Raw genomic sequence first — 12,719 nt, 5'->3', positions numbered from 1 at the left:
GCCCGGCAAGGGACCGGCGCGGCATCCCACGTACCCACACCCGCGCAAGCGGGACCCACATCGGCAAACCGGCAAGGAGTGCAGTAATGAAGATGAAGACCCTGGCAGTGACCTGTGCAATCGGCGCGACCCTGATGGCCGCCTGCGGCGCGCAGGCGCAGACCAAGACCATTTACGTCGGCATGAACGGCGGCACGATGGAAAAGAACTACACCGCCTCGATCTTCCCGGACTTCGAGAAGGCCAACAACGTCAAGGTGGTGGTGGTGCCCGGCACTTCCTCGGACATCATCGCCAAGATGCAGGCACAGCGCGACAAGCCGCAGATGCACGTGGCCTTCCTGGACGACGGCATCATGTACCGAGCCATCAACATGAGCCTGTGCGAAAAGGTCAAGGACGCCGCCGTGCTCAAGGATGTCTACCCCTTCGCACGCCTGGCCAATGACCAAGCCGTGGCCATCGAGATGGGCGTGCTGGGCATCGGCTACAACAAGAAGCTGTTCGCCGAAAAGGGCTGGCCGGCACCGACCTCGTGGATGGACTTCGCCGATCCCAAGTACAAGCAGAAGGTGGTGTTCCAGTCCATCTCCGCCAGTACCTTCGGGCTGTATGGCTTCATGATGTTCAACCGTCTGGTGGGCGGCACCGACAAGAACGTCGACCCCGGCTTCAAGAAGTGGGGCAGCACGGTCGGCCCCAACGTGGTCGAATACCTGTCCAGCTCGGCCAAGATTTCCGAGATGGTGCAGACCAACGAAGCAGCGATCTTCCCGCTGACCGTGACCGGCATTGCCAACCTGAAGGACAAGGGCATCCCCGCCGAATTCGCCACACCCAAGGAAGGTGGCGTGCTGCTGATGACCGGCGCCTGCCCCATCAAGGGCAACAGCGAGCCGGAACTGGCGCAGAAGCTGCTGGAATACCTGCTGACCCCGGCCGTGCAGGCCAAGAGCATGGCGCTGGCCAATTCCATCCCGGTCAACCGCAACGTGCCGCTGTCGGAAGCCGCACAAGCCAAGCTGGGCAAGAGCGAGGTGCTGACCAAGAACCTCAATACCGTCGACTGGGATGTGGTCAACGAAAAGCGTTCCGAATGGAACAACCGCTGGAACCGCATGATCGAGCAGTGATCGGCTGACGCGACGGGGCTCCGCCTGGAGCCCCCGCTGGCCTTTTCTCTTCTTTGCTGCTCTTTTCTCCTCGGGCTGCGGCTGCAGCCACCGTAGAAGCTTTCTTCATGCCCTGAACAACCATGCGGCGCCGCGCATCCCGCACATCCCGCGCTGGCCGCGCTCGTCCTTTTTTCTTCACATTTTGCTGCGCACATCATGACAGCCGCCTACCGCTTCAATCCCGCCTTCGAGGCGCCGCAGGGTTCGCCTATCCGCGAGTTGTTCAAGTACACCCAGCAGCCCGGCATGATTTCCTTTGCCGGTGGCTATCCGGCACCGTCCCTGTTCGATGCCGCCGGACTTGCGCGCAGTGCTGCCACCTTGCTCGATAGCGCCGCCGCGGCCTGCCTGCAATATGGTGCTACCGAAGGCACGGCGGTGTTGACGCAGACGCTGAGGCAGCTCACCCGCGAGCGCATCGGCGGCGCCGATCCGGGCGAGCTGATCGTGACCACCGGCTCCCAACAGGGTTTCGAACTGCTGCTGCGCATCCTGCTGCAGGCAGGTGACTGCGTGGCCATCGAACGTCCTTGCTATCCGGCCGCGATCCAGGCCTTGCGACTGGCGCATGCCGACCTGCTGGAAATTCCCGGCGATGCGCAGGGGATGGATACCGATGCCCTGGAAGCCGCGCTGCAGGCCGGCGCCCGGCCGAAGATGCTGTATCTGGTGCCGACCTTCGCCAATCCCACCGGTGCCACCTTGCCGCTGGCGCGCCGGCGGCATCTGCTGTCACTGGCGGTGCGCTACCAGTTCATCGTGGTGGAAGACGATCCCTACGGAGAACTCCGTTTCTCCGGCCAGGCTGAACCGCCGCTGCTGCAGGTGGCGCAGGAGATCGAGGGCGCCAGCGACTGGCTGGTCTATCTGTCCAGCCTGTCCAAGACGGTGGCACCGGGTCTGCGCATCGGCTGGATGTGCGGCCCGGCGCAAATCCTGCGCCGCGCCGTCATCGCCAAGCAGACCGGCGACCTGTGCACCGCGCCGTGGATGCAGATGGTCGCGGCCCGTTACCTGCAGGCCGGTTGCCTGCAGGCGCATCTGCCCACCATCATCGCCACCTATCGCGAACGTTGCCGGATCATGCTGGCCTCGCTGAAGGAGGCGTTCGGCGACAGCCTGGACCTGATTGCGCCGGAAGGCGGCATGTTCATCTGGGCCAGCTGGAAGGATGGCACCGATGCCACGGCCCTGCTGCAGCAGGCGGTCAGGCACAACGTGATGTATGTGCCGGGCGCGGCCTTCTACGCCAGCGCGGCCCACGCCGGACACTGGCGATTGTCGTTCGCCAATGCCCAGCCCGAGGACATCGTGGAGGGCGTGGCGCGACTGAAGAAGGCGCAGCAGGAATGGAAGGCGGCGAAATCCGCTGCTTAGCTGGCACAGATCAATTCATCGGCAATGAGCGGACCAGCCCGGGCGGTCGCGTGACTATACTGGCGCCACGATGGTCGCCACGGTGATGCCGCGCGGCCATCCTGCTTTTCCACTCCAGGGATGACGCGATGTTTGCCAGACTCAAAGCCACTTTCAACTACTTCAACGAGGCCGTGCCGTTCCGGCTGGTCCCCGCCCTGATCACCACGGCCGTGCTGATCCTGCTGTTGCTGCTGCCTTGTCCGCAGGGGCTTGCGCCCAAGGCCTGGGCGCTGGTGGCGATCTTCCTCACCACCATCGTGGCCATCATTCTCAAGGTCATGCCCATCGGCGTGATGGCGATGATGGCCATCGTCATCGTCTCGCTCTCGCAGGTTACCTCGACCTCATCCAAGGGCGCCATTGCGGATGCACTGGCCAGCTTTTCCAATCCGCTGATCTGGCTCATCGTGGTAGCGATCCTGATCTCGCGCGGCCTGAAGAAGACCGGGCTGGGACGGCGCGTGGGCCTGATGTTCATCGCCCTGCTGGGCCGGCGCACTATCGGCATCGGCTACGGGCTGGCCATCTGCGAACTGGTGCTGGCACCCTTCACCCCCAGCAATACCGCGCGTGGCGGCGGCATCGTCCACCCCATCATGAAGTCGATCGCCAATGCCTTTGACTCCGACCCGGCCAAGGGCACGCAGAACAAGGTCGGCAGCTACCTGGCGCTGGTCAACTATCACGCCAATCCGATCACCTCGGCCATGTTCCTTACCGCCACCGCGCCCAATCCGCTGGTGGTCAACTACGTCGCCAAGGCGACCGGCCAGGCGCTGCAACTGTCCTGGACCACCTGGGCGCTGTGCATGCTGCTGCCCGGTCTGGTGTGCCTGCTGATCATGCCCATGGTGATCTACCTGATCTCGCCGCCGGAGCTGAAGTCCACGCCCAATGCGGTGGACTACGCCCGCGGCGAACTGGACAAGATGGGCCGCCTGGGCGCCAGTGAAAAGGTCATGCTGGGGACCTTCGCCCTGTTGCTGCTGCTGTGGGCCAATGTGCCGGCCATGCTGCTGGGTGCGGCCTTCACGCTGGACCCGACGGTGGTGGCCTTTGTCGGCCTGTTCGTGCTGATCATTACCGGCACCATCGACTGGGATGATGTGCTTTCCGAAAAGAGCGCCTGGGACACCCTGGTCTGGTTCGGCGCGCTGGTGATGCTGGCCGAGCAATTGAACAAGACCGGCGTGGTGGCTTGGTTCTCGGAGGGCATGAAAGCGGCCATCGTCGCCAGCGGCATGGGCTGGTTGGCGGTCGCGGCGGTGCTGCTGCTGGTGTTCGTGCTGTCGCACTATTTCTTTGCCAGCACCACCGCCCACATCAGCGCCATGCTGCTGGCCTTCCTGATGGTGGGAGCGCAACTGCTGCCGCAGCAGTACGTGCTGCCCTTCATGCTGATGATGACCGCCGGCTCGGCCATCATGATGACGCTGACCCACTACGCCACCGGTACCTCGCCCATCATCTTCGGCAGTGGCTACGTTTCCATGGGCAAGTGGTGGGGCGTGGGGCTGGTGATGGCGGTGGTGGAACTGCTGGTGTTCGTGACCGTCGGCACGGCGTGGTGGAAGGTGTTGGGGTATTGGTAGGGTAGCGGCAAGGCGGTTCCGTTTTTCGAGACCGACATCGTGGATTACCAACATAAGGAGATCAATATGGCTCGCCACCTTGCTCCCGTGACGCCGGGAGAGTTGCTCAACGAGGAGTTCCTCAAGCCGATGGGCATCACCCAGTATCGCCTGGCCAAGGAGATCGGGGTTTCCCAATTGCGCATCAGTGAAATCGTCAACGGCAAGCGTTCGATCACAGCCGATACCGACCTTCGGCTGGCGCGCTTCTTCGGTCTGTCCGACAGATATTGGCTGCGCGCACAGGTCGCGCATGACACCGAGATTGCACGAGAAAAGATGCGGGACGTACTGGCCGGCATCCGGCAGTGGCAGCCCAGGGAAGAGCCCTCCGCCTGAATCTGGAGAGGGCCCATGAAAATGGCGACGCACTGAGGTGGGTCGCCATTTTCTTGTCTGTCACGGGTAGGGCTACTTCAGGTCCAGCACGATGCGCCCATCGATCTTGCCTTCTTCCATGCGGGCGAAGATGGCATTGATGTTATCCAGCTTGTCCCAGGTGAAGTGCGCGGCGACCTTGCCTTCGGCGGCGAAGACCAGTGACTCTTCCAGATCCTGGCGGGTGCCGACGATGGAGCCCCGCACGGTGATGCGCTTCAAGACCGTGTTGAACACCGGCAGGCTGATGTCGCCCGGTGGCAGACCGACCAGGGCCATGGTGCCGCGTGCGCGCAGGAAGCCGAAGGCCTGTTCCATCGCCTTGGGCGAGACTGCCGTCACCAGCGCACCATGGGCGCCGCCGATGATGCGCTGGACGTCGGCCACGGCATTGATGTCGCGCCCATCGACGGTGAGGTCCGCGCCCAGCTTCTTGGCCAGCGCCAGCTTGTCTTCGTGGATGTCGGCGGCGACCACGTGCATGCCCATGGCCTTGGCGTATTGCACGGCCATGTGGCCCAGGCCACCGATGCCGGAGATCACCACCCATTCGCCGGGGCGCACCTCGGTTTCCTTCAAGCCCTTGTAGACGGTCACACCCGCGCACAGCACCGGCGCGGCCGGGCCGAACTCCAGGCCGGCCGGCAGGTGGCCGACGAAATCGGGATCGGCCAGGCCATATTGCGCGAAGCTGCCATTGACGGAATAGCCGGTGTTCTGCTGTTCGGCGCACAGGGTTTCCCAGCCTGTGCGGCAGGGCGAACAGCAGCCGCAGGCCGTATGCAGCCAGGGTACGCCGACGCGGTCACCTTCCTTGACGCGCTTGACGCCCGCGCCCAGCGCGGCGACATAGCCGGTACCTTCGTGGCCGGGGATGAAGGGTGGGGTGGGCTTGACGGGCCAGTCGCCATGGGCGGCATGCAGGTCGGTGTGGCAGACACCGCTGGCCTCGAACTTGACCAGGATCTGACCTGGGCCGGGGGTGGGAACGGGAACTTCCTCGATGGACAGGGGCTTGCCGAATTCGCGGACGACGGCCGCTTTCATCATTTGCGTCATATGCACTCCTCGGGGGGGATCAACGGGATGCGAGGGCAGGGGGATGGCCGTTTTGCTGCGTTGGCCAACTGTTGTGCCTGCCTGCATGGCCCACTATCCTCCGGGCGCGCAGGGACGACAATCAATGATTGGACATGGGTTGATCCATGTCGCTCATCGTTGAAAAACTTGGACGTTCATTCAAGAAATACGCAGGGCGGACGGTGCGCAGGCCCTGCTCCCATGACCCTCCCAGGGCAGGGTGTTTTCTATTTCGCGATCACCACTTCGACATCGGTCTCGGCCAGCAGCTTGGCCAGTTCCGGCGGTGGAGGGGCATCGGTGAAGAGCACATCGATCTGCGACAGGTGCGCCATCTTCACCAGCGCCTGCCGGCCGAACTTGCTGGCGTCGGCCACCAGCCAGACCTGGCGTGACTGTTCGATGATGGTCTGGGCCACCTTGACCTCGCGGGCGTCGAAGTCGCGCAGCACGCCGTCCATCTCGATACTGGAAATGCCGATGATGCCGATGTCCACCTTGAACTGGCGGATGAAATCGATGGTCGCCTCGCCGACGATGCCACGGTCACGGGCGCGCACTACGCCGCCAGCGATGATCACTTCCAGCTCGGGATTGCTGGCCAGTGAATTGGCCACGTTCAGGTTGTTGGTCACCACGTGCAGGTTGCGATGCTGTTGCAGGGCGCGCGCAACCTCTTCCGTGGTGGTGCCCAGGTTCAGGATCAGGGAGCAGCCGTCGGGCACGCGGGCAGCCACGGTACGACCGATGCGGCGCTTGGCTTCGGCATGCAGCACCTGGCGCTCCGGATAGGCGATGTTCTCGGTCGAGGACAACAGGCCGACGCCGCCGTGGTAGCGCGCCAGCAGGCTGGCATCGACCATCGCCTTGACGTCGCGGCGCACGGTCTGGGTGGTCACGCCCAGCTGTTGGGCCAACTCTTCGACCGAGATCGTGCCGTGCTTGCGCACGCATTCCAGCAGCGTCTGTTGCCTGGGATTGAGCATGGTGGCTTGAAAAAAGATTAAAGATTGTGATCAGAGATGAACATTAAAAAACATAAACGAACATAAAACAACAAATAATTGTTGATTTACGTTCGGGATGTCGCTTATCTTACTGGGCATTGCCAACTCCCGGGAAATGGGGGAGCTGGGTGCAGCGAATGAAGCGAAAAGCGAACAAGCGGAAAGTGGAGAACAGGCCAATGGCGCTCGAATACGATCTCTTGGTGGTAGGCGGTGGCATCAACGGTGCAGGCATTGCACGTGATGCGGCCGGCCGCGGGCTGCGGGTGCTGCTGTGCGAACAGCATGACCTGGCCCAGCACACCTCTTCGGCCAGCACCAAGCTCATCCATGGCGGCCTGCGTTATCTCGAATACTACGAGTTCAAGCTGGTGCGCAAGGCGCTCCAGGAGCGCGAAGTGCTGCTGCGCTCGGCGCCGCACATCATCTGGCCCCTGCGTTTCGTCATGCCGCACGATGCCAACCAGCGTCCGGCCTGGATGATCCGCGCCGGCCTGTTCATGTATGACTACCTGGCCAAGCGCGAGATATTGCCAGCCTCCGAAGGCGCCAACCTGACCCGTCACGTCGCCGGCCAACCCCTGAAGGGCGACTATCGTCGCGGCTTCGTCTATTCCGATGGCTGGGTCGACGATGCGCGCCTGGTGGTCCTGAATGCGATGGACGCGCAGGAGCGCGGCGCCCGCATCCTCACCCGCACCAAGTGCATCAGCGCCCGCCGCGAGGGCGATGCCTGGCATGCCGTGCTGGAACATCAGCATGCCAATGGCGTGCAACAGGAAGAAGTGCGCGCCCGCGCCATCGTCAACGCTGCCGGCCCCTGGGCCGCACGCTTCGCGCAGGCGGTGCCGCAGGCCAGGACCGGGCGCAGCCTGCGCCTGATCAAGGGCAGCCACATCGTGGTCAAGCGCCTGTTCGACCATCCCTACGCCTACATCTTCCAGAACCCCGACAAGCGCATCATCTTCGCCATTCCCTACCAGGAAGAATTCACCCTCATCGGTACCACCGACCTCGAATACCACGGCGACGCCGGCAAGGTCGAGATTGATGCCGAGGAGATCGATTACCTGTGCGAGATGGCCAACCGCTACTTCAAGCGCCAGATCGGCCGTGAAGACGTGGTCTGGACCTATTCCGGCGTGCGTCCGCTGCTGGACGACAGCGCCGAGAATGCCTCGGCCATCACCCGCGACTACCTGCTCGAATGCGACGACGCCGGTGCGCCCATGTTGAATGTCTGGGGCGGCAAGATCACCACCTATCGCAAGCTGGCCGAAGAGGCGCTGGCCATGCTGGCACCGCATCTGGGTGCCTCCAGCCAGCCCTGGACAGCTGGTGCGCCGCTGCCCGGCGGCGACCTGGAACAGCCCGGCAAGATGGTGGCGCGCTACGACTTCGACGCTTTCCTGCGCCAGTTCCAGGCACGTCATCCCTGGCTGCCGGCCGCGCTTGCGCATCGCTATGCGCGCAGCTATGGCTCGCGCGTGACGCAGATCATCGGTCAGGCCGACAGCCTGGCCGCGCTGGGCGAGGAGCTGACCCCGGGCCTGTATGAAGCCGAGGCGCGCTACCTGGTGCAACACGAATGGGCAAGCGGCGCCGACGATATCCTGTGGCGCCGCAGCAAGCTGGGCCTGCATTGCGGGCCCCAGCACAGAGGACGGCTGGAGGCGTGGTTGGCGAGTCTGCCCGATCACGCCGCCAGCTGATCCCAGGTCGACGCCCACCATCAATCAAAAAAATGCAGTGAGGAGACAGCGTGACCCTGGAACTGAAACAAGTGGCCAAGACGGTCGGTGCCGAAACGCACCTCTACCCGCTTGACCTGAATCTCGCCAAAGGTGGCATCAACGTCCTGCTAGGCCCGACCCAGGCCGGCAAGACCTCGCTGATGCGCATCATCGCCGGGCTCGACAAGCCCACCGCCGGTCGCGTGCTGGTCGATGGCCAGGATGTCACTGGCGTGGGGGTGCGCGAGCGCAACCTGGCGATGGTCTATCAGCAATTCATCAACTATCCCGGTCTGACGGTGTTCGAGAACATCGCTGCACCCTTGCGCCTGCAAAAGCAGGGCGAGCAGGAAATCACCCGGCGCGTCAACGAGATCGCCGACAAGCTGCACATCGCCCATCTGCTGCAACGCCTGCCGGGCGAACTCTCCGGCGGCCAGCAGCAGCGCACTGCGCTGGCGCGCGCGCTGATCAAGCGCGCACCGCTGGTGCTGCTGGACGAGCCGCTGGTGAATCTGGACTACAAGCTGCGCGAGGAATTGCGCAGCGAACTGATTTCGCTCTTCGCCACCGGCGACACCACCGTGGTCTATGCCACCACCGAGCCGCAGGAAGCCCTGCTGCTGGGCGGCCATACCGCGGTGATGCACGAAGGCCGGCTGCTGCAGTTCGCACCGACCCTGGCACTGTTCAATTCGCCGGCCTCCACCCAGGTGGCGGCGATCTTCAATGATCCGCCGATGAACCTGCTGGATGCCACGGCCGTGTCCTCGGCCAATGGCGTGGCCGCCGTCCGCATGAATGATGGCAGTGTGCTGGAGATTGCCGGCCGCGCGCTGACACTGGCCGAAGGCCAGCGCTGCAAGCTGGGCATCCGCTGCAACGATGTGCGGCTGCAAGCGCTGGAAGCACCGGGCGTGAGCCTGGGATGCAGCGTGGCCCTGGCCGAGCTGTCCGGCTCCGAGACCTATCTGCACCTGCGCCATGGCGAGGTACCGCTGGTGGCGCAGCTCTCGGGCGTGCATGAAGTGGCCATTGGCAGCACGGTGCAGGTCAGCATCGCTGCCGCCAAGGCTTTCCTGTTCGACACAGAGGGTCGCCTGTTGAGCGCCCCGTTGGAGACGCACTGACATGGCCCGCATCGAATTCAAGAACCTGGGCCATGCCTACAGCGGCAATCCGGCCAGCCTCAAGGACTACGCCCTGCAACCGATGAACATGGTGTGGGAAGACGGTGGCGCCTATGCCTTGCTGGGTCCCTCCGGCTGCGGCAAGTCCACGCTGTTGAACATCATCTCGGGGCTGTTGCAGCCATCCGAAGGGCAGGTGCTGTTCGACGGTGTCGACATGACCCGCATGGCGACCCGCGATCGCAACATCGCCCAGGTGTTCCAGTTCCCGGTGCTCTACGACACCATGAGCGTGTTCGATAACCTGGCCTTCCCGCTGCGCAACCGCAAGATGCCCGAGCGCGAAGTGCAGGCGCGTGTGCGCGAGATCGCCGAGATGCTTGATCTCACCCGTGACCTGAAGCAGCGCGCCGCCGGCCTGTCGGCCGATGCCAAGCAAAAGATTTCGCTGGGGCGCGGCCTGGTGCGCAAGGACGTGGCCGCCATCCTGTTCGATGAACCGCTGACCGTGATCGACCCCCACATGAAGTGGGAACTGCGCCAGAAACTGAAGGAGATCCACCACCAGCTGAAGCTGACCCTCATCTACGTGACGCACGATCAGGTCGAGGCATTGACCTTCGCCGATGAAGTGGTGGTCATGACCGAAGGCAAGGTGGTGCAGCAGGGTAAGCCCGAGGCACTGTTCCTGAGGCCGGACCACACCTTCGTGGGCTACTTCATCGGCAGCCCCGGCATGAACTTCTGCCCGCTCAGCATCGAAGGCGATGCCGTGCTGCTGGGCCGGCAGCAAGTGCAGGTGGACGCGGCGCAGTTGCAGGCGTTGAAGAACAGCAGTGGCGAGCTCAAGCTGGGCATCCGCCCCGAATTCGTCGAACTGGCCGCGCCCGGCACGGCCGGCGCCATCAGCGCCGAGGTCACCCAGGTCCAGCATCTGGGGACCAGCCAGCTGGTGACGGCGCAGTTCGAGGGCATGAGCGTGAAGGCGCGCGTGGCGCCGGAGATGAAGATCGCCACCGGGCCGCAATGGCTGCGCCTGGCCAAGCCCGAGACGATCTACTTCAGCAACGACCAGAGAATAGGACGCTAAGCCCATGAACAAGCCCTACAACAACAAGGCCTGGTTCTTCATCCTCCCGGTCTTCCTGACGGTGGCCTTCTCGGCCATCATCCCGCTGATGACGGTGGTCAACTACTCGGTGCAGGACATCATCAGCCCCGAGCAGAAGGTCTTCGTCGGCCTGGAATGGTTCAAGGACGTCATGCGCGACAGCGAGCTGCATGCGGCCCTGCTGCGCCAGCTGATCTTTTCCTTCTGCGTGCTGCTGGTGCAGATCCCGCTGGGCATCGGCCTGGCGCTGGCCATGCCGCACAAGGGCTGGAAATCCTCGGCCACGCTGGTGATCCTGGCCATGCCGCTGCTCATCCCATGGAACGTGGTCGGTACCATCTGGCAGATCTTCGGCCGCGCCGACATCGGCCTGGGTGGCTACGTGCTCAATCTGCTGGGCATCGGCTACAACTACGCCTCCAATCCGCTGGATGCCTGGCTGACCGTGTTGGTGATGGACGTCTGGCACTGGACACCGCTGGTGGCGCTGCTGGCCTTTGCCGGTCTGCGCTCGATCCCGGATGCCTACTATCAGGCTGCGCAGATCGATGGCGCCAGCCGCTGGGCAGTGTTCCGTTTCATCCAGCTGCCCAAGATGCGCGGCGTGCTGGTGATCGCGGTGCTGCTACGCTTCATGGACAGCTTCATGATCTACACCGAGCCCTTCGTGCTCACCGGTGGTGGCCCCGGCAATTCCACCACCTTCCTGAGCCAGTACCTCACGCAGAAAGCCGTGGGCCAGTTCGACCTCGGTCCGGCCGCCGCCTTCTCGCTGATCTACTTCCTCATCATCCTGCTGTTGTCCTTCGTGCTCTATAACTGGATGCAGAGCGCCGGCAACAACGCCAATGCTTCGGGTGGCCAACATGAATAAAATCCAGGGAAAAAACCAGGACAAGATCCTCACCCGCGTGCTGGTGATGCTGGTCTACATCGCCTTCACGCTGGTCCCGCTGTACTGGCTGCTGAACACATCATTGAAGACCAACGAGGAAACCCTGTCGGTGTTCACCCTCTGGCCCAATGCGCCCACGCTGGACAACTACAAGGTGATCTTCACCGATCCTTCGTGGTATTCGGGTTACATCAACTCCATCATCTACGTGGCCATGAACACGGTCATGTCGCTGCTGGTGGCCTTGCCGGCAGCCTATGCCTTCTCGCGCTATCGCTTCCTGGGCGACAAGCACATGTTCTTCTGGCTGCTGACCAACCGCATGACACCGCCGGCGGTGTTCCTGCTGCCGTTCTTCCAGCTGTATTCCACCATCGGCCTGTCCGATACGCACATCGCGGTGGCGCTGGCGCACATGCTCTTCAACGTGCCGCTGGCGGTATGGATCCTGGAGGGCTTCATGTCGGGCGTGCCGCGTGAGATCGACGAGACCGCCTATATCGACGGCTTCTCCTTCCCGCGCTTCTTCCTGCGTATCTTCCTGCCGCTGATCAAGTCAGGCGTGGGCGTGACGGCCTTCTTCTGCTTCATGTTCAGCTGGGTGGAGTTGCTGCTGGCGCGCACCCTGACTTCGGTCAATGCCAAGCCGATCAGCGCCATCATGACCCGCACCGCCTCGGCGGCGGGCATGGACTGGGGCATCCTGGCCGCCGCCGGTGTGTTGACGATTGTTCCTGGTGCCCTGGTGATCTGGTTCGTGCGCAACCATATCGCCAAGGGCTTCGCAATGGGGAGAGTGTGATCATGGCAAATGCATTTTCGTGGATGTCATGGACGCCACCGGTGGCGATCTTCTTCGCCTGTGTGGCGCTGATGCTGGTGGGCATGACGGTATGGGAGCTACGTTCTCCCACGATCGAGCGCAAGGGCTTCCTGCCCATGCGCACCACCCGCGGCGATCGCCTTTTCATCGGACTGCTGGCAGCGGCCTATATCAACCTGGCCTGGGTCGGACTGACCGACCTGGATCAGTGGTACGCGGCTGGTCTGGGTTTGCTCGCCCTGGTGCTGATCATGCGCAAGGGCTGATCGGAGCTGATGACTCCCGTTCGTCCTGAGTAGCGGCGCAGCCGCGTATCGAAGGTTCGCATGAGGCTGAG

At 63.3% G+C, this 12,719-nt stretch carries 12 protein-coding genes; 10 read left to right on the top strand and 2 right to left on the bottom strand.

What is annotated here, in order from left to right; genetic code table 11:
• The first annotated feature begins 92 nt into the window (after positions 1-92).
• The 4 genes from VE092_RS05835 (at position 93) to VE092_RS05820 (ending at position 4,564) form a co-directional block, all read left to right on the top strand.
• Complete coding sequence (locus tag VE092_RS05835) at positions 93-1,133, top strand: ABC transporter substrate-binding protein (protein WP_414653422.1); 1,041 nt, start codon at positions 93-95, stop codon at positions 1,131-1,133.
• A gap of 198 nt (positions 1,134-1,331) precedes the next feature.
• Positions 1,332-2,552 (top strand): PLP-dependent aminotransferase family protein, encoded by a 1,221-nt coding sequence (locus tag VE092_RS05830; RefSeq protein ID WP_324874763.1) that lies wholly within the window; start codon positions 1,332-1,334, stop codon positions 2,550-2,552.
• A gap of 128 nt (positions 2,553-2,680) precedes the next feature.
• Positions 2,681-4,186 carry a DASS family sodium-coupled anion symporter gene (locus VE092_RS05825; protein ID WP_324874761.1) on the top strand — a complete coding sequence of 502 codons (1,506 nt, stop codon included), beginning with the start codon at positions 2,681-2,683 and terminating at the stop codon, positions 4,184-4,186.
• Positions 4,187-4,252: 66 nt separating this feature from the next.
• The gene (locus VE092_RS05820) at positions 4,253-4,564 is read left to right on the top strand and encodes a HigA family addiction module antitoxin (protein ID WP_324874759.1); all 312 of its coding nucleotides are present in this window, start codon (positions 4,253-4,255) and stop codon (positions 4,562-4,564) included.
• 72 nt (positions 4,565-4,636) lie between these two features.
• Here VE092_RS05820 and adhP read toward each other — a convergent pair whose 3' ends face one another.
• Together adhP and VE092_RS05810 are read right to left on the bottom strand one after the other, a co-directional pair.
• Complete coding sequence (gene adhP / locus VE092_RS05815; RefSeq protein ID WP_180666105.1) at positions 4,637-5,662, bottom strand: alcohol dehydrogenase AdhP; 1,026 nt, start codon at positions 5,660-5,662, stop codon at positions 4,637-4,639.
• Positions 5,663-5,910: 248 nt separating this feature from the next.
• Complete coding sequence (locus tag VE092_RS05810; RefSeq protein ID WP_006464950.1) at positions 5,911-6,669, bottom strand: DeoR/GlpR family DNA-binding transcription regulator; 759 nt, start codon at positions 6,667-6,669, stop codon at positions 5,911-5,913.
• A gap of 200 nt (positions 6,670-6,869) precedes the next feature.
• On the opposite strand from VE092_RS05810, the gene glpD reads away from it, so the two are divergent.
• Genes glpD through VE092_RS05780 form a run of 6 tightly spaced genes read left to right on the top strand, consistent with a single transcriptional unit; the run spans position 6,870 to position 12,648 of the window.
• Positions 6,870-8,402: a glycerol-3-phosphate dehydrogenase gene (gene glpD, locus VE092_RS05805; protein ID WP_324874755.1), complete on the top strand. Its 1,533-nt coding sequence runs from the start codon at positions 6,870-6,872 to the stop codon at positions 8,400-8,402.
• A 50-nt stretch (positions 8,403-8,452) separates the two neighbouring features.
• Positions 8,453-9,553 carry an ABC transporter ATP-binding protein gene (locus VE092_RS05800; RefSeq protein ID WP_324874753.1) on the top strand — a complete coding sequence of 367 codons (1,101 nt, stop codon included), beginning with the start codon at positions 8,453-8,455 and terminating at the stop codon, positions 9,551-9,553.
• Between the two features lies 1 nt (position 9,554).
• Positions 9,555-10,643: an ABC transporter ATP-binding protein gene (locus VE092_RS05795; RefSeq protein ID WP_324874751.1), complete on the top strand. Its 1,089-nt coding sequence runs from the start codon at positions 9,555-9,557 to the stop codon at positions 10,641-10,643.
• 4 nt (positions 10,644-10,647) lie between these two features.
• The gene (locus VE092_RS05790; protein WP_006464946.1) at positions 10,648-11,538 is read left to right on the top strand and encodes a carbohydrate ABC transporter permease; all 891 of its coding nucleotides are present in this window, start codon (positions 10,648-10,650) and stop codon (positions 11,536-11,538) included.
• Entirely contained in the window at positions 11,531-12,361 is an 831-nt protein-coding gene (locus VE092_RS05785; RefSeq protein WP_324874748.1) for a carbohydrate ABC transporter permease, read from the top strand. The genes VE092_RS05790 and VE092_RS05785 overlap by 8 nt, the downstream gene beginning before the upstream one ends.
• Positions 12,362-12,363: 2 nt before the next feature.
• On the top strand, positions 12,364-12,648 hold the full coding sequence (locus VE092_RS05780; RefSeq protein ID WP_324874746.1) for a DUF2160 domain-containing protein: 285 nt from the start codon (positions 12,364-12,366) through the stop codon (positions 12,646-12,648).
• The last annotated feature ends 71 nt before the right edge of the window (positions 12,649-12,719 follow it).

Source organism: Herbaspirillum sp. (genome assembly GCF_035644555.1).
Lineage (GTDB): Bacteria > Pseudomonadota > Gammaproteobacteria > Burkholderiales > Burkholderiaceae_D > Herbaspirillum.
This window is presented reverse-complemented; position numbering and strand designations above follow the sequence as displayed.